The sequence below is a fragment of the Oceanimonas smirnovii ATCC BAA-899 genome (assembly GCF_000381965.1).
Classification (GTDB): Bacteria; Pseudomonadota; Gammaproteobacteria; order Enterobacterales; family Aeromonadaceae; genus Oceanimonas; species Oceanimonas smirnovii.
This window is the reverse complement of record NZ_KB908454.1, coordinates 563,075-585,388: the sequence shown is the minus strand read 5'-3', so window position 1 is coordinate 585,388 and position 22,314 is coordinate 563,075. Positions and strand designations below refer to the sequence as shown.

Below are 22,314 nucleotides of genomic sequence, written 5' to 3'. Positions count from 1 at the left end.
TCTTGCTATCGCTCACGCAAAGCACCCTGCTTTGCTCGTAAAATGGGTTTGAGCAAATAGTCCAGTACCGTTTTTTTACCGGTAATAATGTCTACCCCCGCCTGCATTCCCGGAATAATCCGAAGCGGTGCCTGCTCGCTGCCCAGATAACTCTCTCGTGTTCGAATGGTAGCCAGGAAAAAGGTATTGCCGTCTTTGTCCTGAATGGAGTCGGCACTGATTTTTTCCACCTCACCCACCAGGCCACCGTAAATGGTAAAGTCGTAGGCCGTAAACTTAACCATGGCCTCAAGCCCCGGCCGCAAAAAGCCAATGTCTCTGGGTTCAATGCGAGCCTCTACCAGCAGGGTATCTTCCAGCGGTACTATCTCCACCAGACTCACGCCGGGCTGCACCACCCCGCCCACGGTATTCACACTCAGGGTTTTTACCGTGCCTTTTACCGGAGACAGCACAGAGGTACGGGTAACCCTGTCTTGCAGGCCCACTTCCCCCTCCCTTAACTGCGCCAGCCGGCTGCGCCGCTCACTCAGCTCCTGCTGAGACTCAGAACGAAAACTCAAAGCCACTTCCTTTCGCTTAAAAATGGTTTCGCGCAGTGTGGCTTCAAGCTTGGGCAGTAATAACCGGGCAGAGCTCAATTCACCCTGCAGCTCATTAAGCTGCCGCTCCAGCCGCAGAATTTCCACTTGCGGAACTATGCCTTCCCGCGCCAGCGGCCGGCTCATGTTGACTTCGCGGGCCGCCAGCCCCACACCACGGCGCAGGGTGTTGACACGAGAATTGGTTTCCACTATTTCCTGCTCACGCTGGCTTATCTGGTTACCGATAATGGACAACTGGTTACGCACATAATCGAGCCGCTCGTTATACAGTGAGCGCTGAATGGCTGGCTGCTCGGCATATTGCGCCACAAATTCATCCGCAAAATTCAGCGGTGCCGGGTTCACCTGCACCTGCTCACGCCAGCCCAAATCAGGGTTTTCCTGCACCACCACCGAGTTCACCTGGGCCTGCAGCCGCAGCACATCCCCCTGGAGGGCGGCAATTTCCTGCTCCCGCTCGCGCAAGTCCGACTTGAAGCGGGTGTCATCAATCAACAACAGTGGCTGCCCTTTTTCTACCTGCTGGCCCTCGCGCACATACAGCTCGCGCACTATGCCTCCTTCCAGGTTAGACACCACCTGCAGCTGGCTGGACGGAATGACAGTACCGTTACCCGAGGTCACTTCTTCCAGCCAGGCAAATCGGGCCCATACCAGTGCCGTCAGCACAAACGCCAGCATGCACCACAGCAGTGCTCGGGCACCTTTGGGCGTGTTCAGCAAAATGGCAGCGGCGGTATCGCTGGTATATTCCAGCTGCTCGGGGCCTGGATGCTTAGCCATGGCTTGCCTCCGGCACTGTGGCGGTGCTGGCCTGCAGCTGCGCCAGCACCTGAGCCTTGGGGCCGTTGGCCACTACCCGGCCCTGTTCCAGTACAATCAGGCGGTCTGCCACATCCAGCATGGAGGTTCGGTGAGTTACCAGCAGCAGGGTCTGATGCCGGCTCAGCTGCTTGAGCTGCTCGCGCACATGTAGCTCGGAGCGGTTATCCATATTGGAGGTGGGCTCATCCATCATCATAATGGCGGGGTTATTCAGCCATGCCCGGGCAATGGCCACCGCCTGGCGCTGGCCGCCGGAAAGCAACCGGCCGCCTTCACCCACCTGGCGGTCCAGACCATCGGAGTCTTGATGAGAAAACAAGGTCACGCCCGCACGCTCGGCAGCTTTCAGCACTGCCTGTTCATCGGCCAGCGGATTGGCAATCACAATATTGTCGCGCAGGGTGCCATAAAACAAAGTGACATCTTGCGGCACCACGCCCAGGTTGCTTCTTAAGGTGGCAGGCTGCAGCTGTTCAATATTAATCCCGTCGATGCGAATGGTGCCCTCGGTAGGCCGGTAAAGGCCTGCTACCAGCCGCTCCAGAGTGGTTTTTCCCGAGCCAATTCGACCGATAATGGCCACCTTTTCACCCGCACGAATATGCAAATTGACATTATTAAGCACTTTCAGCTGTGAGCCCGGATAACAGAAACTCACACCGTCAAACACAATGTCGCCGGTGACTTTAGGATGATGTACAAAACGCCGGCCCTCTTCCTGCTCATCGGGCGCGGCCATAACGGTTTCCAGAATATCCATGGCCGAGCGGGCATGGTTATAACGGGTAGACAGCACCGACAGCTGCACCATGGGCGCAATAGCACGGCTGCCCAGCATAACGGCGGCAATCAGGCCGCCCATGGAGAGTTCACCGGCGGCAATCAAATACACCCCCAGCACGATCAGACTGATGGTGGTCACCTGCTGGGTGACATTGGCCAGCACAGACACGCCATTAGTCAGCCAGCGGGTTTTCATGCCCCAGCTGGCCATGTGACCGACCGCCTGCTCCCAGCGGTGCTGAAACGCCCCCTGAGCGCCAAACAGCTTAATGGTTTCAAGGCCGGCAATGCCTTCCACCAGGTTGGCGTTTTTCTGCGAGGCCAGCCGCGAGCCTTCCTCAATGCTGTGGCGCAGAGGCCGTTGCACCAGCAGACTGACCACCAATAACAACACCATGGCCCCCAGCGGCACCCACACCATGTGCCCGGCAAACACCCAGATAATGAACAAAAACAACAGCGCAAAGGGAATATCCACCAGCGCCGCCACCGTGGCCGAGGTTAAAAACTCCCGAATGGCTTCAAATTCCTGCAAATGCCGGGCAAAGGCCCCGGTAGAAGGCGGCCTCGCCTCCATGCGCATGCCCATTACCTTGGCAAAAATCCGGGCCGACAGCAGCACATCGGCCTTTTTGCCAGCCACATCAATAAAGTGGCTGCGCAGCAGGCGCATAATAAAATCAAACACAAACACCACGGCCGCACCAGTAGCCAGCACCCACAGAGAATCAAACGCCAGGTTGGGCACAATTTTGTCGTAAACATTCATGGTGAATAACGGCGTCACCAGTGCAAACAGGTTAATGAGCAAAGAGCCCACCAGCACATCACGATAAATGGACGAAGAACGGCGCAATGTGCTCCAGAACCAATGACCATGATCATGATCCAGGTTTTGCGGTGAACGTTCATCAAACCGGAATCTGGGCTTCAGTAAAATCAGCCGGCCGCTGTAGTGTTCAGCCAGTTTTTCTGGTGCCAGCCACTGCTCTCCCTCACCGGTATGAGGCAGCATCACCCGGCAGCCCCGTTCGGCGTCGCGTTCCAGCAGCACACAGGCATCACCCTGCTGCAGCAACAAAATGCAGGGCAGCAGCAAATCGGAAATATCATCCACTGAAGAGGTATCAAAACGGCAGGAAAAGCCGGCGCGCTCTGCTGCCCGCAAAAGCAGCACAGGGGTAAGTCGGCCATTAACCAAAGGTAAACCGCTGCTCAGCGCTTCCCCCTGACAGGGCTGGCCATAATAACGGGTAAGGAACACCAGGCTCTGCAACAGCGAACACCCGGCCGAGTTTGCATCCTGCATACCCATAACCGCTCCATGTGTTAACGTCTGATGCTAAGTCTAGTGAAATAATGAACAACCGGTGAAAAATTCAACATTCAGGTTCAAGAAAATACTTCCAGCGCCGATAGTGCTATTCAATCTGGCGCAGTGCGAAGCATGTAAACAGTGAGTCTTGTTGCATCAGACATCGGAAACGAGTTTAATCTGCGGCTGATTTTTTGCGCAGCTGCAAAGACAAGGAACGCTGTATGCTACGAACAATAAAAATAGCTCCCCGCTCTGCCATCGCCTTTGGCACCCTCGGTCTCATTACCCTGATAGTGGGGTTAATGGCCATTTTTCAGCTCAAAAACATCGACAACCTGGTTTCCGGGCTTACCTACAAACGTATTCCTGCTACCAACAATGTCGGCAAGCTGCGCCAGGATTTTTTGCTGATCCGGCTGTACACTGTTGATGCTATCTACCCGCAAAGTGACCAAAGCCGCCGCCAGGCACTGACCCGCCTTGAACAGCTGGGTACCGAATTTAATAATGAACTGCAAATCATGCAGAGCTTCTTAACCACAGACGAAGGCAAAGCGCTGCAAACCCGGCTGGAAAATGCCAAAGCAGCGTATGATCAACGCCACCGTCAGCTTATTGCCATGATTGAACGCAACCAGCTGGCCCAGGCCGATCAGTTTCGTCATCAGGGTTTTAACGAGCTGGGCATTGCGGTAAGCACCGCGCTCAGCGACATTGCCGGCTACCATCAGCGCCGCGCTGCCGAGTCTTCCGAAGAAGCCAACAGCACCATAGAGTTCTCTGTTACTGCCATGATCATTGCCATGATGGTCGCACTGGCACTGGTAATCACACTGGCACTGTTGTTCAGCCGCAGCCTGCTGCTGCCCATTCGCAAGGCAGTGGAAGTAAGCGAAACCATTGCCTCGGGTAACCTGACCACTCAGTTCAGCGACAATGCCAAAGACGAAGCCGGTGATATGATTCGCGCCCTGGCCGCCATGCAGCAGCAGCTGAAAGACACCATTCTCGACATTAACGACTCGTCCACTCAGCTGGCTTCTACTGCCGAGCAGCTGAGCGTAGTCACTGACCAGTCTACCCGCACCCTGCAACAGCAAAGTGACGAGCTGGAGCAGGCCGCCACCGCCGTGAACGAGATGACCTCAGCGGTAGAAGAAGTGGCCCGCAATGCTGCCGCCACCTCGCAAAACTCCGATACTGCCGACGAAAAGGCGCGCATTGGTCAAACCAAGGTGATGCATACCATTAACACCGTCAACGAGCTGGAGCAGGAAATTGTGCATACCCGCCAGGGTGTTGAAAACCTGGCCAACCGGGTGCGGGAAATAGGCTCAGTGCTGGATGTGATCCGTGGCATTGCCGAACAAACCAACCTGCTGGCCCTGAATGCCGCCATTGAAGCCGCACGCGCCGGTGAATCGGGCCGTGGCTTTGCGGTGGTAGCCGACGAAGTGCGGGCACTGGCGCACCGCACTCAGGAGTCGACCAAGGAAATTGAAAGCATGATGCATGCTATTCAGAACGAAACCAACGACACCGTCAACGCCATTCACATCAGCACAGAGCGCAGCGTGCAAACCCGTCAGGTAGCCCAGGAAGCCGGTGAAGCACTCACGCTCATCACCGACGCCATTATGCAAATAAGCGAACAAAACCAGACGATTGCCAGTGCCGCCGAAGAGCAGGCCTCGGTCTCGCGGGAAGTAGACCGCAACCTGGTAAACATTCGCGATTTGTCAGTGCAAACCTCCGCCGGTGCCCACCAGACCAATGTGTCCAGCACCGACCTGGCCCGCCTGGCAGAGCACCTGCACCAGCTGGTAACCAGATTCAGAGTTTAGATTTATGGGCCGGGAACAACCACCTCTGTTCCCGGCAGCAACTCCCCCAGCCTTGCCTGCAACACCGCTTTCGCTTCCGCTTCGCCGTGGATCAACCTGATCTGCCGTGGCGGACGATGAATGCCGGTGGCAAAGGCAATTAAATCATCCTGGCCGGCATGAGCCGAATAACCACTTATCTGATGCACCTGAGCGCAAATATCAAACCGCTCGCCATCCAGCTCCACCCAGCCACCATCGGGGCCATATTCCAGAATATCCCGCCCCGGTGTGCCTTCTGCCTGATAACCCACAAACAACACATCGTTGCGGGCATCATTGAGCAGCGCCTTTAAATAATTCACTACCCGCCCGCCTGAGCACATGCCCGAGCCCGCCAGCACCACACAGGGCTTGTGCGAACGCGCCAGATAACCCACTGCATTTAAATGATCGCCATGGGAGTTAATCACGGTTAACTGCTCAAACGACAACGGATGCCGGCCCTCACTCAGGCGCGCTTGTGCTTCCTCATTCCAGAATGGCTTGAGCTTGCGATAAAGCTGAGTAAAGTTGGCCGCCAGGGGGGAGTCCACCACCACTTCCAGTTCGCTCCAGGGCAAGCCCGGTGCCGCCTGCTCGGTGCCAAACTCGGCAATCAGGCTTTCCAGCTCATACAGCAAATCTTGCGTGCGCCCCAGGCTGAACGCCGGAATAAGCAAGGTGCCGCCGTCTTCCAGCGCATGCTCCACCGCCGCTTTTAAGCGCAGACGGCGGTGTTCACGGCTTTCATGGTTTTTATCGCCATAAGTGCTTTCCAGCACCAGCACGTCGCACCGCTCGGGCGGCACCGGAGCCACCAGCAGCGGCGAATGGGGCGCACCCAAATCACCACTGAACACCACCCGCTCGCCGGCGGCCTCACATTCCACATAGGCCGAGCCCAGAATATGCCCCGCCCGCTGCAGCCGAATGCGCACATCACAGCCTTTAATTTGCTGCCACTGGCCATAAGGCAACGGCCGCAAGCGCTGCTCCAGCACCTTAAGCACCCGATCAATCAGCTTTTTATTACGGGTAAAACCAATTTTCAGCGCGTCTTCCAGCATGGCCGGCAACAACAACGCCGACGGCTGCGAGCAATAAATGGGCCCTTCAAAGCCCGCCCCCAGCAAATAAGGCAAACGGCCAACGTGGTCTATATGCACATGAGTCACCACCAGCGCCTTGATATGATCAATAGCAAAATCAATGGCCAGCTCATCTCGTGCATCCGTACCCTGAAACAGCCCGCAATCAATTAAAATGCCCGCATCATTCACGCGCAACTCATGGCAAGAGCCGGTAACGCCGCTCACCGCCCCGTGATGAATAATATCCATTTTACCATCTCTCTCATACAGGCCGGACTTTATGTCCGGCAGCGGCATCGCATGCAACCACTGAGGGAATAGGAAGCAGGGAATGAATCCTCACCGCCCGGCCCTACACACTAAGCACGGCCACCAGCACACAACCCAGCACCAGACGATAAATAACAAATGGCAGCACACCAATGCGGTTAAGCAACGCCAGAAACAGCTTGATGCACGCCAGCGCACTCACAAATGACACCATAGTACCAATGCCAATGGCCGACCAGGGCATAACAGACGCCGAGCCCAGCAAACCACCGGCCTGATGGCTGCCCGCCAGAAAAATAATGGGAATGGACATTAAAAACGAATAGCGCGCTGCTGCCTCACGGGTAAAGCCCAGCATTAACCCGGCGGTCATGGTAATGCCACTGCGCGACGTGCCCGGCACCAGCGCCAGCGCCTGAGCACACCCCAGAAACAAAGCACCGCGCCAGCCGGCTTCATATTCTGTTCTATGCTGTTTGGCCACTTTATCGGCCCACCACAGCAAAAGACCAAACACTACAGTGGTCGCGGCAATTACCCAGCCGCTGCGCAAATAAAGCGCTATGGCATCACCAAATAACAGCCCCACCACACAGGCCGGAATGGTAGCCAGCACAATGCCCCAGGCCAGCTGCGACTCAGCCGTGCGCTGGCCACCGCGCAACGATCCAAACCAGGCGCGTGCCATGGCGTTTACCTCAACCCGAAAGTAATACACCACCGCCAGCAAGCTGCCCAGGTGCACCGCCACATCAAACGCCATGCCCTGATCCTGCCAGTCCAGCAACACAGACGGCAGTATCAGATGCGCCGAGCTGGAAACAGGCAAAAACTCAGTAAAACCCTGGATCAGAGCCAAAAAAATCGCGTGAATCTCCACAGTTACTCTTCCCGTAAGGTAACGATCACCAGGCCATGAAATTACCACCAAATAATGACAACTTGAGTGCATCAGAAGAGAAAATGTTAACTGACACTACATCCGTTACACAGGCTCCTGATTAGGTTATGGGTATTCAGCAGCACTTTGCTGCTTTGCGCGAGCCGCCGGCTCAGGCAGAATAGATCTAACTCATTCTGATATTAAGGATTTGTCATGCGTGTTATTGCTTTGGCTGTGGTTGCTTTGGCGTTGTCTGGCTGTGCCAATATGGCGGTAGACAGCAATGTGTCGCCTTCCGGCATTAAGGATTATTACAAGGGTAATAACGTTAAGCTGTATGGCCGTGATGAGCTGAAAGATGTGAACTATGTGACTCTGGGCACGGTGGAAGGTGAGGCCTGCCAGATTGAGGCTAACGAGCCGCCCCCCAAAGATGCTGACGCCCGCGCCCACCTGCGCCGCCGCGCCGCCGATATGGGGGCCAATGGCGTACTGCTGGACAGCTGCATTCGCTTTGACGATATGCCCGGCTGCATTGAGCAGGTGCTGTGCAGCGGCCAGGCGCTTAAAGTGAGCGAGCTGTAAGCTGTCAGCTGTAAGTGGTGTTGGCTGGAGATGCTGTGGTGTGTTTGTTGGCCTGGCACTGTTTGTGGCATGGATTCCGGCCTTCGCCGGAATGACTGCGTTTTTTGCACGTGTTTTGTAGCTGCCGCTTTAGCCGGCAGGGCCTGCAAAGCAGGCCTGAGTTACCGTCACCGACGGTATGCGCCAACTAAAGTGGCGCCTACAATCTCTACCACTTACAGCTGATAGCTTAAAGCTTACAGCTGTCTTTTTGAGGATTTATGACCACCATTAACCTCGACCCCATCGGCGTGATTCGCTCGCCATATAAAGAGAAATTTGCGGTGCCGCGCCAGCCGGGGCTGGTAAGCCGTGCTCGCGCTCAGCTTGAGATGCTGCCGCCCTATAATGACCCCAGTGCATTCAGAGGCCTGGGCGAGTTCAGCCATTTGTGGCTGGTGTTTGTGTTTCATCAGACCATGGAGCAAGGCTGGAAGCCCACGGTGCGCCCTCCCCGCCTTGGCGGTAATGAACGGGTGGGCGTGTTTTCCACCCGCTCTACCTTTCGGCCCAATCCGCTGGGGCTGTCGGTGGTGGAGCTGCGCGACATGTGCAAAAGCGGTAACAAAGTGTGGCTGGAGCTGGGCGGGGTAGATCTGGTAGACGGCACGCCCGTGGTAGATATTAAGCCCTATTTACCCTGGGCCGATGCCGTGCCCGGTGCGCACGGCGGCTTTGCACCGGCTCCGCCGGATTTGGGTATGGAGGTGATTTTTTCACCGGACGCTGAGTTGGCATGTGCCCGCTCAGCTGTGCCCGAGTTGCAAGAATTTATTACCGAAGTATTAGTGCAGGATCCCCGCCCGGCCTATAAAAAGGCCGAGCAGAGCTGGCGGCAATATGGCGTGCGTTTATACGATTACAACGTACGTTATGAAGTGCTGGGCCAGCTTACCCGGGTGTTGGCCATAGACCCCTTGTAGGCCCGGATTTATCCGGGCAAATACCGTTAAATGTTATACCTTTTCCATCCAGCCTTTAAGCCATGCCAATGCGGGCACTTCCGGCTCCAGAGTGTCTGAGGCGTCTACTTTAAGGTGCTCGGTAACTTCCTGTGCCTGCAGCTCTTGCAGTTGCTCGTTCAGCTGTTCGCCGGCACCGCAAAAGTGCTCATAGCTGCTGTCGCCCAGCGCCACCAGGGCATAACGCACATTCGGGATGGGCGGACAGGTGTCGCGCAGCTCCTGATAAAAGGGCACCAGATCCGGTGGCAGTTCGCCTTGCCCGGTGGTGGAGGTAACAAACAGCCAGAAGTGAGACTGGTCGAGTTCGGCCAGCGCTGGCTCTTCGTGCAGCGCTACCGTGTGGCCGGCTTTTATCAGCTCTTCTTCCAGGGTTTCTGCCACCAGCACCGCCGAGCCGTAAACCGTTCCGATAATAATATCCACTGTTGCCATGAGCGCACTCCTTGTTGTTAGTTATCAGTGCACTATGCCACGGCCATGGGTTTATTTGTAGGCCCCAATTCATTGGGCAAATGGCACAACATGCGGCACGGTTCGCCCGAAAAAATTCGGGCCTACAGGCTCCACCCAAACTCGGTGGCCAGGCGCTGCCAGTGCTGGTCGGTGGCGGCGGTAATGCTTAATGGTTTGCCGGTTACCGGGTGGCTAAGGTGTAAACCGGCGGCATGCAGCATGAGCCGGTCGCACTGATATTGCTCCCGAAAAAAGCGGTTGTGGCGGCCGTCGCCATGACTGGTGTCACCGACGATGGGGTGGCGCAAATGGGCCATGTGCCGGCGCAGCTGGTGCTTGCGGCCGGTTTCGGGGCTGAGTTGCATCAGGCTGTAGCGACTGGTGGGATGCTTTTTGGAGACAGCAAAGGGCAGCTCCACTTTGGCCAGGCCCTGCCAGTGGGTAATGGCGTCTTGTGGCGGCTTGTCGGCATCGGCAAATTTGTCGGCGATGTCGTCCAGCTCCCGGGTAAGGGCATAGTCGAGCCGGCCTTCGCCTTCCAGGTAGCCGCGCACCACTGCCAGATAGGTTTTGCTGATTGCCCGGCTGCCAAAGGCCTCGGTAAGCGTGCGCGCCACTTCGGCGTTTTTGGCAAACAGCAGCACGCCGGAAGTGGGCCTGTCCAGCCGGTGCACCGGAAACACATGGCAGCCCACGGCATCACGGGTAAGCTGCATGGCAAAGCGGGTTTCATGGCGATCCAGCCAGCTGCGGTGCACCAGCAGGCCCGGCTCTTTGTTTACCGCCACCAGCCAGTCGTCTTCATAAATCAGCTCAATACTCATGCCTCGCGCTCCACCGGTAAGCCGGTTAAGGCTTCGTCGAGCTGAGCAATCACCTCCAGCAGCCGGGCCGGGTTTTCATCTACTCCCTTAAAACATTCGGTGGCCATGGGATACACCGCAATGCGGTTGGGCAACGGCTGGCCGGCTTGCAGCATCTGATGCAACCTGGGCAGCAGCACAAATTGCAGCCATTGGGGCAGGCTTAAGGTATCCAGGCAAAAGGGCTGGGTGCTTTGCAGTGCCGAGACCGCAGGCGGCTCACACTGCCACCATTCAAGGGCTTTCAGCTCGTCTTCTATGCTGAGCAACAACTGATGAACCGCAGCCGACATGGGGTAACTCCTTCTTTAAAACAGCCCGCTACTATACCATCCTGTGCTGCCACTCCCTATAATTCGCCGCTGCAGACAGGAGAATTCAGATGCAAATAGACACTCTCAGCGATTTTTTAACCCAGGCCGGCACCGAATTCAGATTGTTTGACCTGGGACGCCGCCTGCAGCCACTGGCGCACAGTGACTTTGCCGCCATTGAGGCCGGCCAGCGCCCTTATCCCTGGCCGCTGCAGCGCCATGCCTGGCTGGCGGTGTGCTATTGGCAGCAGCAGGGCGGCCAGCCTTATGTGTGGTTTTTAAAAATTCCGCTGGATGAACGTGGCCTGTTTAACAATGCCGCAGTGAAGCATTTTCTGGCCGCACTGGTGGAGCAGCTGGGCGGCGATATTCATGCGCCGCTGACCGAGGAGCAGCAGCAAAACCTGGCTGACACGCCGTTTACCTTTCAGCCGCCACAAGACAAACTGGCGGCGTTTCATGCCCGTCTGAGCTTGGCTCTGGAGCATGCGCCGTCGGCGTTTTATCAGGGTGCGGTAGATTATTTGAATGCGCCCGCCAGGCACAACTGGCAACAGCTTGGCCTGCAGGGCCTGGCCGATGTGGCAGCGCGGCTGCATAAGGACGATGCGCTGGCCCGGCGGGTGCAACAGCAGCTGTGGCAATTGCCGGCTCCGGTGCAGCAGGCACTGCTGACCCAGTGCGAGCATCATCCGCTGCCGGCGGCGCTGGCCAACAACATTATTACCGCCATCAGTGCCGAGCAGGAGCGTGGCGAGCCCGATGAAGAGCGCATTGCACTGCTGCTGCGGGCCACCGCCGGCTGTGCGCCGTTCAGGGCGCGCAGTGCCAAGCTGTCCAGCCTGATGTCGCTAAATCCTGGCCAGCCGGTGTTGCTTGCGCTGGCCGCCCGCCTGTGGCAGGAGCTGACCGACGAAACACTGCTCTTGCAGTATTTGACTTTGCTGGCAGAGCACCATGGCGATTTATTTAACGGTCTGTTTGCCGAGCTGGTGTCGGTGCCCGCCCTGCGCCCGCTGATCCTGGCCAATTTGCATAATCCGGAGTTGCCTGCTCCACTAAAACAGGCGTTTGGCAATTTGTTTGCAGCCAGCCGTGGTTGAGCTGCTTGGCCTGCTGGCACTGTTTGTGCTGGGTGCCGTGGTGTGGCAAATGCGCCGCCAGAGCGAGTTTGCCAACCGCTGGCTGGTGCATTACTGCAAGCGCCAGCAGTTTCAGCTGCTGAGCGTGTATCGCTATCGGTTTTGTATGCGCAAGGGCCGGTTGCTGGCTCATTTTCGTTTTGAATTCAGCCACGATGGTGTGCAGCATAATGAAGGTGATGTGTGGCTTGCCGGCGTGCAGGTGGTTGACGTCTCGGTGCCGGTGCTAAGAGAGAATTTGTAGATACCCGGTTTTAATCGGGCAAGTGTGTCCGCATGTACAATGGCTTGCCCCAATAAATTGGGGCCTACAGGAGGTAGATATGGAACATATGATTCATCCGTTCAGTGAGTTGTTTGAACAGCTGGGGCTGGATGCCTCTCATCAGGGCATTGAGCATTTTTTGCAGCAACATAAGTTACCGGACGAGATTGAGCTGGTGAATGCGCCTTTCTGGAGTCCGGCTCAGGCGGCATTTTTAAAAGAAGGCCTGCAGCAAGACTCCGACTGGGCTGAAGTGATTGATCAGCTGAATGTAAGTCTGAGGTAATAAGCGGAGTTGTCATGTCGCAAGACATCATAGAAGTTATTCACCGCCTGGCCACTGAAGGCAAGGCGGTTACCACTGCCACAGTGCGGGCCCGCTTGTCGGGCCCGGTTAATATGGCGGAACTCATTAGCCTAGTAAACCGCTATCGCACGGCACCGGAGTCGTTGCCGGAAACCGCACCGGAGCCCATTACCAGTGAGCCCGACAGGCTGACAGCCCTGGAAGAAAAAGTGCGCCAGCTTGAAGCCCGGCTGGCCAGGCTTGAGGGTAATACCTGATGTGGGTATGTGAGCTGCAGTTTGACTGCTACCAGGACACCCAACTGGCCGACGCCGAGCAGGCCATTCGCCAGCTGCTGGACGCCCTGCGTTACAACGGCCAGATCATTGGCCGGGAATTTCCCACTGTTATTCATCAGGGCTGGCTGACCAGCCGGGTAGTATGCCCGGAGCAAAACAGCCTGCACCCGGATAATTACAGCCGCCAGGTGGAGCTTGCCATTGAGCAGCTGCACCGGGCCGGTCTTACCAGCCCCAAGGTCACGTCACGGGGGCCGGATTTAAACTCGGACACCACCGATGAGATCCACTCCCCCGAGTGGCAAGTGCTGTATACCAGTTATTTACATACCTGCTCACCGCTGCGCTGTGGTGAGCATTTTGCGCCCATTCCGCTTTATCGTATTCCGCCGGTGGCCAATGGCGATTTCAAGCAGGTGCTGAAATGGCAGGAAGACTGGGAAGCCTGTGATCAGCTGCAGATGAACGGCTCCATTCTGGAGCACGGTGCGGTGGAAGAAATTTCATCCCCCGCCAGCCTGCTCAGCCGCCGTGGCCGGGATCTGGCCAAGCGCATTGAGTTTTTAACCAGGGTGCCCACGTTTTATTATTTGTATCGCGTGGGCGGCGACAGCCTGGCCAGCGAGCAAACCCGCCCTTGCCCCGGCTGCGGCGGTGACTGGCACCTTGACACCCCGCTGCACGATATTTTTGATTTCTTCTGCGAGCCCTGCCGGCTGGTATCGAATTTATCGTGGGATTTTAAATCATAGGACCCACCGGCTCAGCCCGTTGCAAGAAAGTGGCGAGATTCGGGGCCAGGGTGCCGATGGTGCCCTTGCCAAGGCGTTCCAGCAACACAGCTCCGGTGGTGTTGTCGAGGGTAACCAGCCGGTGTTCGTCGCGGCAGGTGGCAATAAACCAGGTGGCGGGCAGCGTTAATTTTTGCTGCATAAGCTGATGGCCAATCTGGTTTTGCTGCAGGCGCTCAAAATCAGCTTCATTCCAGGGCTGCAGCAGGGTGATAAACAGCCCCTTGTAACACAAGGGTAAATGTCCGGCGTAATAATGGCCGAACAAGGCGGATAATGACGGATGCACGGTAAGGTTAAGTGCATGGCCAACATTATTAAAATGACCGGGTTCGGGCCGGACATAAGGGTGCCAGGCTACCTTACCCTGATGCGCGGGCAACTGCTCGGCCGGAGAGGGTTCGCTGGCATCATGCTCAGCCAGCGGCTGACCATAACAACGCTGATAATGTTCAAACAGGGCGGCCAGCGCCGGCACTACTTGATTCTGCATGGCAAACCCTCACAATGCGGTGAACAATGTATACAAATTTAAAGCCCCATATTACCAACCGGAAATTGAAATGACACCTGAGCAAAAATATCAACAGAGTGAATCTTTGGCGGATCTGGCCCTGGGCAAGCAGAGCAGCTATGTAAGCGAGTATGACCCTGCTCAGCTGCAGGCGGTGCCGCGCAGCCTGAACCGGGATGACTTGCAGCTGCAGGCTGGTGCTCTGCCTTTTTCCGGTGAAGATTTATGGAATTTGTATGAGCTGTCGTGGCTGAATGCCAGAGGCAAGCCGGTAGTCGCCATGGGAGAGGTACGGGTGCCGGCCACCAGTACCAACCTGATTGAGTCCAAGTCGTTCAAGCTGTATCTGAACAGCTTTAATCAGAGCCGCTTTGAAAGCATGACGGCAGTGGAAGAGACGCTGGCCCGTGATCTGTCGGCCTGTGCTGATGGCAAGGTCACGGTCAAACTCTACGAGCTTCATGTCGCTCCGGCCCAGTTTGGCCGCCTGCCCGGCCATTGTATTGATCAGCTCGATATTGATATACAACACTATCAACCGGTACCCGAGCTGCTGGCTAATGCCACCGAAGCAGAGCAAACCTGTGAGATGCTGCACTCTCACTTACTTAAGTCCAACTGCCTGGTCACCGGCCAGCCGGACTGGGGCAGCGTGATGATCCGCTATCAGGGCCCGCGCATTCGCGAAGATGCCCTGCTGCGCTATCTGGTGGGTTTTCGCCAGCATAATGAATTTCACGAGCAGTGTGTGGAACGTATTTTTATGGACATTATGACGCACTGCAAACCCTCCGAGCTGACGGTATATGCGCGTTATACCCGCCGGGGTGGTCTGGATATTAACCCCTATCGCAGTAATGTGGCCGGCAAGGCAGCCAATGTGCGCCTGCTGCGCCAGTAAGCATTGAGTCCGGCAATGCTGGACGCGGGCCGGCGGGCTTCGTAAACTGCGCCACTGGCCCGGTTTTTTCGGTACGATTATTGTGATTCTGTCTGTCGCCGTTCTGGTGTCACATCTGGCGGGTGCACCGCCACTGTCTTCTTACCAGCCCGAGCCCGCTGAACTGCAGCGGGCCCGGCGACTGATGCTGAGCCGCCCCGGCGAATGTGTGGCACTCACCCATTTCTTTTTGCAGCGAAAAGAAGCCAGGCCCGCATCCATGTTCAACTCACGCCAGGAGCTGGACAAGCTGGAGCAGGCCAAGCGCTACCGTACCCGCGGCCAAACCTTTACTGCCTGGCAGCTGCAGGCCTTGTGTCAGGCCAATGATGGTCAACTGCTGACCGCCGATGCCAGCATCAACAAGGCCATTGCGCTGGCCCGGCAGCAGCGTCAGCCCGATGCGCTGGTAACGGCGCTGCTGATCAAAACCAAGCTGGCGCTGGCCACGGATCATACTGCGCAGGCTCAGTCACTGCTGGATGAAGCGAAAAGTGTCAGCCTGCCGGCCGGTGACGGCCTTATTGGCGATCTGCAATTACTGCAGGCCACTGTACTGATGCACCGGCACCGCTACGATGAAGCCCGCCAGCTGTATGAGCAGGTGCGACTGCAGGCCCTGCAGCAGGACGATATGCTGCGCCAGTCCTGGGCCAACTTTTTGCTCGGTGATTATTATCTGCAGCTGCAACAGGATGAGCTGGCCCTGTCTCACTTTCTGGAAACACTGGATGTGCTGGGCGATCGTCGCCAGTTTTACGTTAAGGCGCTGGCCGCCAAAAAAACGGCCGCCATTTATGCTGCTCTTGGCCAGAATGACAAGGCGCTGCAGTTTGCCAACCAGTCTACCACCGAGTTTGAACAGCTGGGCAACAGCCCGCTGCTGATAAGCTCACTCATTAATCTGGGCCGCGTAACCCGGGCCGGAGATGATGCCAACCTGGCACTGGTGTATTTTTTTAATGCACTGGATTTGGTGAAAATTCAGGGTGACGCCAAGCTGATGGCGCAGCTTTATCTGGAACTGGGCCAGTCTTATTCCGACCTGGGCAATAATAAGGAAGCACGGCATTACCTTAATCTGGCCCGCAGTGGTTTTGAGCATACCGACGATTTGCCCCGCCAGACAGATACACTGATACAACTGGGCAAAATGTATCTGGCACAACATGAATATGGCGTTGCCTTGCTGCACCTGGAACGGGCCAAAGCGACAGCCGAACAGCTGGATGATGTGCTGCGGCTGATGGAAAGCCACCGCTGGCTGTCCAGGTTGTTTGAGCAAAGCGGCAATATGGCTGCCGCCCTTACCCATCAAAAAGCCCTGCATGCCTATTTTAAACGGGCCACCACGGTTAACCGGCTGCTGACCCAGAGCCTGGTGCAGGATAACGAACAACAGCTGCAACAAGAACGTGAGCTGAGTGAGCTGGGCCGCAGGAGTGAAAAACTGCAGCAGGACAGAGAGCGCTTTGCGCTGCTGGCCGCCGGGCTGAGTTTGCTGTCACCACTGCTGCTTTATGGTTTGCTGAGAAACCATATTCGCAGCCGCCGGCTATGGCAGCAAAACCAGGATTTGCAACAGTTACTGCTGGTTGAGCCCGCGACCGGCCTGCCTAACTGGCGACAACTGATGCAGCGCCTGCCTCAGGAAATGGCACGCCAGCAGCAACGTTCGGAGCAGTGGTATCTGAGTGAAGAGCAGGCTCGCCCCTTTGATGACAAAATTTACTACATGCTGCTGCAGGTGCCCTTTATGAGCAATCTGCGGGAACGGGTGGGACTGGCTACCGCCAGTCAGATCCAGCTGCAGCTGGGAGAATATCTGCGAGGCCGGCTGCACCCCAGAGCCCGGCTGTATGACTTGCGTGACGGCCAGTTTATTTATGCCATTCCGCAAAAAGAAGTCGCCGAGCTGGCTCCTATTCTGACGGCCCTGGAACGCATGTTTGCCGAGTTTCCCTGTGAGTTTGAACTGGACAGACAGATTTATACCGGCATTATCGGCCATCCGTTTTTACCCAAGGCCCCCAATGCACTGGACGACTTACGCCTGGGTGATGTGCTTTATCTGGCCCTGGCCGCCGCCCGTGAACTGGCTCACAGCACCGGTGAGCCGGCCTGGGTGGAGCTGGTAGCGGTAGACTGTCAGCAGGCGGCTTTTTTCACCGGAGACATACGCAGCTGCTGCATTCAGGGTATTATGAAAGGGCTGGTAAAAGTGAACAGCTCACATAAAAAGCAACAAATTAACTGGCAAGCACTGCAACCCGCGTTACCATCAGAAGATTCAAGGGGCGCTGTATAGGCTTATGATGAGAAATAATGACCACAGCATATTGCAGGATCTGACCTCTGCCATTACCGCGCTGGAAACCCTGTGCAACAGTCTGCAGCAAGAAGCCCCGGATGCTGAAGCACTGGCCGCCCAGGATTCCGGTCTCGGCTTGCTGCTGCAGTGGCAAAAGCTGTTTGGCAATCATGCCGATATCAATAAGCCTGCGGCCGAGCCTTCAGACGATCTGGCAGATATGCTGCGCCAGCAGCTGGCCCGGCTGAAACGGCATGCTCAACAACAGCGCCAACAACAGCAAACAACCCGGGAGCAGTTGTTGCAGGCGGCATGTTATCTGCAGGACAGCCCGTTTATCAGTGAACAACTGACCGGCATTATTCATCAGCTGGAAAATAAAGGCAGTCCGCTATATTACCTTCAGCCTTTGCTGGAGTGTTATCAGCAGGCCCTGACCCTTTCCCGGGAGCAGCAAAGTACGCAGCATGAGCTGTGCCAGCGTCTGCTGCAACTGATTGATGAGCTGGATTACCACGGTGAGATAGGCAACGAGATTCACGCCATTCAGCAGCAGCTGCTGACACAGCATGATCACAAAGCCCTGCCAGCCCAGTGCCTGCGCCTGATTGAACTGATTATTGAGGGCAACCGTAACGAACGCCGGCACTCCGCCCGGTTTTTGGCACTGCTGAATGACGATCTGCAAAATATACATAATCAGTGCAGTGACTCGGTGACCGAAGGCAAGGCACTGATTCAGGATCGTCAGTCTCAGGACGCAGCGCTTGCTCATGAACTCAATGCCATCAATATTGATTTAACCAGTGATCCCGAAGTACAACTGGCGCTGTCTGTTGCCAGCCGTATACAAAGCCTGAAAAATATCGTTAACCAGCACCAGCGGCTGCAGCAACGGGAGTCTGCTTTGCTGAACCGGCTGACAACGCTTGAAGATCAGGTGAGTGCACTGCAGGAACAAGCCAGCGATTATCAACGAAAGTTACTCAGCCAGAATGAAAAGCTGATGATCGACAGTTTAACCCAGATCTATAACCGGGCCGCGCTTGATGAACGACTGAAAATTGAGTTTGAGCGCTGGAAAACAGCAAAAAACCCGCTGGCGGTTGTTTTACTGGACATAGATTACTTTAAACATGTTAACGACAAATACGGCCACCTGGCCGGAGACAAAGCCTTGCGGCTGATCGCCCGGACACTGAGGGAGAGCACCAAGGAAAGTGACTTTGTTGCCCGTTTTGGCGGCGAGGAATTTGTCATTTTAATGCTGAATGTGGATCCTGCATTACTGCACCGGCCACTCCAGCAACTGCTCAAGAAGATTGAGTCTATACCATTTCGTTTTAAAAAAGAGCGCGTGACCATTACCGCATCTATTGGTGCCACCCTGCTGAAATCCGGTGATACCATTACCTCTGCCCTGGAACGCGCTGACCAGGCTCTTTATCGGGCGAAAAATGCAGGCCGCAATCAACTGGTTATTGCGTAAGCCGTTTACACCAATTCAGGGATAAATTAATGATTACTCACATTAATCCGGTCGGCAGCATGAATATGCTGTCGCAAATGGAAGTTGATCGCCTTAAGCAGTCTGCCTCCGGCAGCCTTTATCACTTGTTCAGAAACTGTGCGCTGGCAGTACTGAATTCCGGCAGTAAAACCGACAGCTCCAAGGAAATTCTGGAGCGTTATAAAGACTTTGATATTAACGTCATTCGTCGTGAGCGCGGCATTAAGCTGGAGCTGTTTAATCCGCCCGAACACGCCTTTGTAGATGGTGAAATTATCCGCAGCATTCAGGATCATCTGTTTTCAGTATTACGCGATATCATTTATGTAAACAGTCATTTGCAGGCTTCTTCACTGTTTAATTTAACGGCTTCTACTCATATTACCGACCTGGTGTTTTCCATTCTACGCCATGCCAGAGCCATTAATCCGGGGGCGGATCCCAACATAGTGGTGTGCTGGGGCGGACACTCCATCAGCCCGGTGGAATATCAGTATACTCGCGAGGTAGGTAACGAGCTGGGCCTGCGTGAGCTGAACATTTGCACCGGCTGTGGCCCGGGTGCCATGGAAGGACCGATGAAGGGGGCAGCTGTCGGCCATGCCAAGCAGCGTGTATCCGGCAGCCGTTATATTGGTCTGACCGAGCCATCCATTATTGCCGCCGAGCCGCCCAACCCCATTGTGAATGAGCTGGTTATTTTGCCGGATATTGAAAAACGTCTTGAAGCCTTTGTTCGTCTGGGCCATGGCATTGTTATATTCCCCGGTGGCGTGGGCACGGCAGAAGAAATTTTATACATTCTGGGCATTATGATGCATCCGGAAAACCGTAATCAGCCGCTGCCTATTATTTTGACCGGGCCTAAAGAAAGTGCTGATTATTTCCGCAGCGTAGATGAATTTATCGGCAACACGCTGGGGCCGGATGCTCAGGCGCTGTATCAGATTATTATTGATGATCCGGCAGAAGTTGCCCGGCGCATGAAAACCACCATGCCGCTGGTGCGTGATTATCGCAAGTCGGTGGGTGATGCTTATTCTTTCAACTGGTCATTAAAAATTGAGCCTGAGTTTCAGCTGCCATTTGAACCCGATCACGAAAGCATGGCCAATCTTAATCTGAACTGGGATCAGGCCCCCCAACAACTGGCGGCCAATTTGCGCCGGGCCTTTTCCGGCATTGTAGCGGGCAACGTAAAAGAAAGCGGCTTGCATGCTATTGAGAAGAAGGGTCCTTTCCTAATTAACGGTGACCCCAAACTGATGAAGATGATGGACAAACTGTTGCGTCAGTTTGTTGAGCAGCAGCGTATGAAACTGCCGGGCTCCACCTATGTGCCCTGCTATCGCATCAACCGCTGATATGCTGCTGATCCTGGATGCCATGAACCTGGTGCGCCGCCTGTTTGCGGTGCAACAGCAACAAAATGCCGATACTGACGCACAGCTGATAGCCACCCGTGCTGCGCTGGCGCAGGCTGCCGGCAAGCTGCTGACGCGGTTTCGGCCCAGTCATGTGGTAGCGGTGTTCGATGGTGCACCGGTAGGCTTTCGTCATCGTCTTTATCCCGATTACAAGGCCAACCGCCAACCCATGCCCGATGCGCTGGCCGGCTATCTGGGTGAATTGCAGCAGGCGCTGTGGCAACAGGGCATTGATGCCCTGCTGTCGGACAGTGAAGAGGCAGACGATCTGGTGGCCACACTGGCCTGCCAGCTGGCCCGCCATGGCAAGAACAGCGTGATTGTGTCTACCGACAAGGGCTTTTGTCAGCTGCTGGGGCCACATATTCAGCAGTGGGATCACTTTGGCCAGCGCTGGCTTGATGAACAGCATGTGCAGCAGAAGTTTGGCATAGCGCCGGCCCAGCTGGTGGACTACTGGGCGCTGACCGGGGTCTCGGGCAGCAATGTAAAAGGGGTGCCAGGTATTGGCCCCAAACGCGCCTGTGGATTATTGCAACAATTTGACAACCTCGACACTCTGCTGACTGCACCGGCAACCAGCAAAGAACAAAATATCGTGCAGCAACACAGAGATGAGGCCCTGCTGGCCAGGCAACTGGTGAGACTGGTGGATGATATTGAGCTTGGCGTTAATTTGCAGCAGCTTCGATATCACAATCCGACCAAAGGGCCATAGGCAAAATGGGAACAAAATGTTATAAAGTCGCTGCAAAACAGAGTATAAACCAACCACTGATAACGGAAGCTGCCCATGAACAAACGCAGTATTACCGTGATCCCGGGCGATGGCATTGGTCCCAGCATTATCGATGCCGCCCTGCGCATTATGGATCACGCAGGTTGTAATTTTCACTACGATTATGCCGATGCAGGCCTGATGGCCCTGGAAAAACACGGCGAACTCCTTCCTCAGGTTACCCTGGACCAGATAACCCAGAATAAAATTGCCCTGAAAGGTCCGCTCACGACCCCTGTAGGTGGCGGCTTTACCTCCATTAACGTGTCTTTGCGCAAACTGTTTAACCTCTACGCCAACGTGCGCCCTGTGGTGTCGTTTGAAGGCACGCAAAGCCGCTATAACAATATCGACATTATTACTATTCGGGAAAATACCGAAGGCATGTATTCCGGTGCCGGGCAGAAGCGCTCCGACGACAACAGCAGCGCCGAAGCCATGAGCATTATTACCCGGGAAGGTGCCGAGCGCATTGTGACCTTTGGCTATGAGCTGGCCCGCAAGGAAGGCCGCAAAAAAGTGACAGTGGTGCACAAGGCCAATATTCTGAAGTCAACTTCCGGACTGTTTCTGGAAGTGGCCCGTGAAATCGCTCCCCGCTACCCTGATATTGAAACTCAGGAAATGATAGTGGATGCCGCCTGTATGAACCTGGTGATGTATCCCGAGCGTTTTGACGTCATCATTACCACCAACCTGTTTGGTGATATTTTGTCGGACTTGTGTGCCGGCCTGGTAGGTGGCCTTGGCATGGCGCCGGGTGCCAATATCGGCAAAGACGTGGCCATTTTTGAAGCGGTGCACGGCTCTGCCCCGGATATTGCCGGCCAGAATATTGCCAACCCCTGCTCGGTGATTCTGGCATCCATTCAGATGCTGGAACACCTTGGCATGGCCGACAAGGCCGCACAAATCCGCAACGCCGTGCGCAAGACCATTGCCGAAGGCAAAACCGTGACCCGGGATCTGGGCGGCAACGCCAGCACCACCGAGTTTACCGACGCGATAATTGCCAACCTCTGAAAACAGCGGTCAGCTATAAGCTGTAAGCTGTAAGTAAAAAACGGCGCTGTTCTCACAGCGCCGTTTTTCTGTCTGGTTTTGTGCCGCCTCAGCCGGCAGGGCCAGCGAAAGCAGACCTGGTTTACCGGTACCTCCAGACAACATCACTTACAGCTGACCGCATAAAGCT

The 22,314-nt window shown here is 55.6% G+C and carries 22 protein-coding genes; 14 read left to right on the top strand and 8 right to left on the bottom strand.

Features of this window, described 5'->3' with window-relative positions:
• Positions 1–5 precede the first annotated feature (5 nt).
• Both G364_RS0102755 and G364_RS0102750 read right to left on the bottom strand, forming a co-directional pair.
• Positions 6–1,388 carry an HlyD family type I secretion periplasmic adaptor subunit gene (locus tag G364_RS0102755; protein WP_019933624.1) on the bottom strand — a complete coding sequence of 461 codons (1,383 nt, stop codon included), beginning with the start codon at positions 1,386–1,388 and terminating at the stop codon, positions 6–8.
• On the bottom strand, positions 1,381–3,522 hold the full coding sequence (locus G364_RS0102750) for a type I secretion system permease/ATPase (RefSeq protein ID WP_026344640.1): 2,142 nt from the start codon (positions 3,520–3,522) through the stop codon (positions 1,381–1,383). Before G364_RS0102750 ends, G364_RS0102755 begins: the two co-directional genes overlap by 8 nt.
• 230 nt (positions 3,523–3,752) lie before the next feature.
• Between G364_RS0102750 and G364_RS0102745 the strand changes: the two genes are divergently transcribed.
• On the top strand, positions 3,753–5,375 hold the full coding sequence (locus G364_RS0102745; RefSeq protein ID WP_019933622.1) for a methyl-accepting chemotaxis protein: 1,623 nt from the start codon (positions 3,753–3,755) through the stop codon (positions 5,373–5,375).
• 2 nt (positions 5,376–5,377) lie between these two features.
• Here the strand turns inward: G364_RS0102745 and G364_RS0102740 are convergent, their stop codons facing one another.
• A complete protein-coding gene (locus tag G364_RS0102740) occupies positions 5,378–6,736 on the bottom strand; it encodes an MBL fold metallo-hydrolase (RefSeq protein WP_040614428.1) in 1,359 nt (452 codons plus the stop codon).
• Positions 6,737–6,839: 103 nt separating this feature from the next.
• Positions 6,840–7,637 carry an undecaprenyl-diphosphate phosphatase gene (locus G364_RS0102735; RefSeq protein ID WP_019933620.1) on the bottom strand — a complete coding sequence of 266 codons (798 nt, stop codon included), beginning with the start codon at positions 7,635–7,637 and terminating at the stop codon, positions 6,840–6,842.
• A gap of 216 nt (positions 7,638–7,853) precedes the next feature.
• Between G364_RS0102735 and rcsF the strand changes: the two genes are divergently transcribed.
• Both rcsF and tsaA read left to right on the top strand, forming a co-directional pair.
• Positions 7,854–8,225: an Rcs stress response system protein RcsF gene (gene rcsF / locus G364_RS0102730; RefSeq protein ID WP_019933619.1), complete on the top strand. Its 372-nt coding sequence runs from the start codon at positions 7,854–7,856 to the stop codon at positions 8,223–8,225.
• A 260-nt stretch (positions 8,226–8,485) separates the two neighbouring features.
• Positions 8,486–9,187 (top strand): tRNA (N6-threonylcarbamoyladenosine(37)-N6)-methyltransferase TrmO, encoded by a 702-nt coding sequence (gene tsaA, locus G364_RS0102725; RefSeq protein ID WP_019933618.1) that lies wholly within the window; start codon positions 8,486–8,488, stop codon positions 9,185–9,187.
• Between the two features lie 33 nt (positions 9,188–9,220).
• Here the strand turns inward: tsaA and G364_RS0102720 are convergent, their stop codons facing one another.
• From G364_RS0102720 to G364_RS0102710, 3 genes are all read right to left on the bottom strand, one after another.
• Entirely contained in the window at positions 9,221–9,661 is a 441-nt protein-coding gene (locus G364_RS0102720) for a flavodoxin (protein ID WP_019933617.1), read from the bottom strand.
• Between the two features lie 122 nt (positions 9,662–9,783).
• Positions 9,784–10,506 (bottom strand): tRNA pseudouridine(65) synthase TruC, encoded by a 723-nt coding sequence (gene truC, locus G364_RS0102715; RefSeq protein WP_019933616.1) that lies wholly within the window; start codon positions 10,504–10,506, stop codon positions 9,784–9,786.
• Complete coding sequence (locus G364_RS0102710; protein ID WP_019933615.1) at positions 10,503–10,838, bottom strand: YqcC family protein; 336 nt, start codon at positions 10,836–10,838, stop codon at positions 10,503–10,505. The genes truC and G364_RS0102710 overlap by 4 nt, the downstream gene beginning before the upstream one ends.
• Before the next feature lie 89 nt (positions 10,839–10,927).
• Here G364_RS0102710 and G364_RS0102705 point away from each other — a divergent pair, with 89 nt between their 5' ends.
• The 5 genes from G364_RS0102705 to G364_RS0102685 all read left to right on the top strand — a co-directional run bounded on the left by G364_RS0102705 (position 10,928) and on the right by G364_RS0102685 (position 13,603).
• On the top strand, positions 10,928–11,962 hold the full coding sequence (locus tag G364_RS0102705; RefSeq protein WP_019933614.1) for a DUF3549 family protein: 1,035 nt from the start codon (positions 10,928–10,930) through the stop codon (positions 11,960–11,962).
• On the top strand, positions 11,955–12,245 hold the full coding sequence (locus G364_RS0102700; protein WP_019933613.1) for a DUF3301 domain-containing protein: 291 nt from the start codon (positions 11,955–11,957) through the stop codon (positions 12,243–12,245). Before G364_RS0102705 ends, G364_RS0102700 begins: the two co-directional genes overlap by 8 nt.
• Before the next feature lie 79 nt (positions 12,246–12,324).
• Complete coding sequence (locus tag G364_RS0102695) at positions 12,325–12,552, top strand: DUF2789 domain-containing protein (protein WP_019933612.1); 228 nt, start codon at positions 12,325–12,327, stop codon at positions 12,550–12,552.
• 14 nt (positions 12,553–12,566) lie between these two features.
• On the top strand, positions 12,567–12,830 hold the full coding sequence (locus G364_RS0102690) for a hypothetical protein (RefSeq protein ID WP_019933611.1): 264 nt from the start codon (positions 12,567–12,569) through the stop codon (positions 12,828–12,830).
• Positions 12,830–13,603 (top strand): Zn-ribbon-containing protein, encoded by a 774-nt coding sequence (locus G364_RS0102685; RefSeq protein ID WP_019933610.1) that lies wholly within the window; start codon positions 12,830–12,832, stop codon positions 13,601–13,603. Before G364_RS0102690 ends, G364_RS0102685 begins: the two co-directional genes overlap by 1 nt.
• Here G364_RS0102685 and syd read toward each other — a convergent pair.
• Positions 13,593–14,135, bottom strand: a complete 543-nt coding sequence (gene syd / locus G364_RS0102680) for a SecY-interacting protein (protein WP_019933609.1) — start codon at positions 14,133–14,135, stop codon at positions 13,593–13,595. The two genes, G364_RS0102685 and syd, sit on opposite strands and share 11 nt — an antisense overlap.
• Before the next feature lie 70 nt (positions 14,136–14,205).
• Between syd and queF the strand changes: the two genes are divergently transcribed.
• From queF to G364_RS0102650, 6 genes are all read left to right on the top strand, one after another.
• A complete protein-coding gene (gene queF, locus G364_RS0102675; protein ID WP_026344638.1) occupies positions 14,206–15,057 on the top strand; it encodes an NADPH-dependent 7-cyano-7-deazaguanine reductase QueF in 852 nt (283 codons plus the stop codon).
• An 82-nt stretch (positions 15,058–15,139) separates the two neighbouring features.
• Positions 15,140–17,404 (top strand): tetratricopeptide repeat protein, encoded by a 2,265-nt coding sequence (locus G364_RS0102670; RefSeq protein WP_019933607.1) that lies wholly within the window; start codon positions 15,140–15,142, stop codon positions 17,402–17,404.
• 4 nt (positions 17,405–17,408) lie between these two features.
• Positions 17,409–18,896, top strand: coding sequence for a GGDEF domain-containing protein (locus G364_RS0102665; protein WP_019933606.1), 1,488 nt, complete (start codon positions 17,409–17,411; stop codon positions 18,894–18,896).
• A gap of 29 nt (positions 18,897–18,925) precedes the next feature.
• Positions 18,926–20,281 carry a nucleotide 5'-monophosphate nucleosidase PpnN gene (gene ppnN, locus G364_RS0102660; protein WP_019933605.1) on the top strand — a complete coding sequence of 452 codons (1,356 nt, stop codon included), beginning with the start codon at positions 18,926–18,928 and terminating at the stop codon, positions 20,279–20,281.
• Between the two features lies 1 nt (position 20,282).
• The gene (xni, locus tag G364_RS0102655) at positions 20,283–21,062 is read left to right on the top strand and encodes a flap endonuclease Xni (RefSeq protein WP_019933604.1); all 780 of its coding nucleotides are present in this window, start codon (positions 20,283–20,285) and stop codon (positions 21,060–21,062) included.
• A gap of 75 nt (positions 21,063–21,137) precedes the next feature.
• Positions 21,138–22,145, top strand: a complete 1,008-nt coding sequence (locus G364_RS0102650; RefSeq protein ID WP_019933603.1) for an isocitrate dehydrogenase — start codon at positions 21,138–21,140, stop codon at positions 22,143–22,145.
• Positions 22,146–22,314 lie beyond the last annotated feature (169 nt).

Bases quoted from the DNA above. Each gene is read 5' to 3' on its own strand.
- G364_RS0102755 (WP_019933624.1), bottom strand. From the start codon at position 1,388: ATGGCTAAGCATCCAGGCCCCGAGCAGCTGGAATATACCAGCGATACC.
- G364_RS0102750 (WP_026344640.1), bottom strand. From the start codon at position 3,522: ATGCAGGATGCAAACTCGGCCGGGTGTTCGCTGTTGCAGAGCCTGGTG.
- G364_RS0102745 (WP_019933622.1), top strand. From the start codon at position 3,753: ATGCTACGAACAATAAAAATAGCTCCCCGCTCTGCCATCGCCTTTGGC.
- G364_RS0102740 (WP_040614428.1), bottom strand. From the start codon at position 6,736: ATGGATATTATTCATCACGGGGCGGTGAGCGGCGTTACCGGCTCTTGC.
- rcsF (WP_019933619.1), top strand. From the start codon at position 7,854: ATGCGTGTTATTGCTTTGGCTGTGGTTGCTTTGGCGTTGTCTGGCTGT.
- tsaA (WP_019933618.1), top strand. From the start codon at position 8,486: ATGACCACCATTAACCTCGACCCCATCGGCGTGATTCGCTCGCCATAT.
- G364_RS0102720 (WP_019933617.1), bottom strand. From the start codon at position 9,661: ATGGCAACAGTGGATATTATTATCGGAACGGTTTACGGCTCGGCGGTG.
- truC (WP_019933616.1), bottom strand. From the start codon at position 10,506: ATGAGTATTGAGCTGATTTATGAAGACGACTGGCTGGTGGCGGTAAAC.
- G364_RS0102710 (WP_019933615.1), bottom strand. From the start codon at position 10,838: ATGTCGGCTGCGGTTCATCAGTTGTTGCTCAGCATAGAAGACGAGCTG.
- G364_RS0102705 (WP_019933614.1), top strand. From the start codon at position 10,928: ATGCAAATAGACACTCTCAGCGATTTTTTAACCCAGGCCGGCACCGAA.
- G364_RS0102695 (WP_019933612.1), top strand. From the start codon at position 12,325: ATGGAACATATGATTCATCCGTTCAGTGAGTTGTTTGAACAGCTGGGG.
- G364_RS0102690 (WP_019933611.1), top strand. From the start codon at position 12,567: ATGTCGCAAGACATCATAGAAGTTATTCACCGCCTGGCCACTGAAGGC.
- G364_RS0102685 (WP_019933610.1), top strand. From the start codon at position 12,830: ATGTGGGTATGTGAGCTGCAGTTTGACTGCTACCAGGACACCCAACTG.
- syd (WP_019933609.1), bottom strand. From the start codon at position 14,135: ATGCAGAATCAAGTAGTGCCGGCGCTGGCCGCCCTGTTTGAACATTAT.
- queF (WP_026344638.1), top strand. From the start codon at position 14,206: ATGACACCTGAGCAAAAATATCAACAGAGTGAATCTTTGGCGGATCTG.
- G364_RS0102665 (WP_019933606.1), top strand. From the start codon at position 17,409: ATGATGAGAAATAATGACCACAGCATATTGCAGGATCTGACCTCTGCC.
- ppnN (WP_019933605.1), top strand. From the start codon at position 18,926: ATGATTACTCACATTAATCCGGTCGGCAGCATGAATATGCTGTCGCAA.
- xni (WP_019933604.1), top strand. From the start codon at position 20,283: ATGCTGCTGATCCTGGATGCCATGAACCTGGTGCGCCGCCTGTTTGCG.
- G364_RS0102650 (WP_019933603.1), top strand. From the start codon at position 21,138: ATGAACAAACGCAGTATTACCGTGATCCCGGGCGATGGCATTGGTCCC.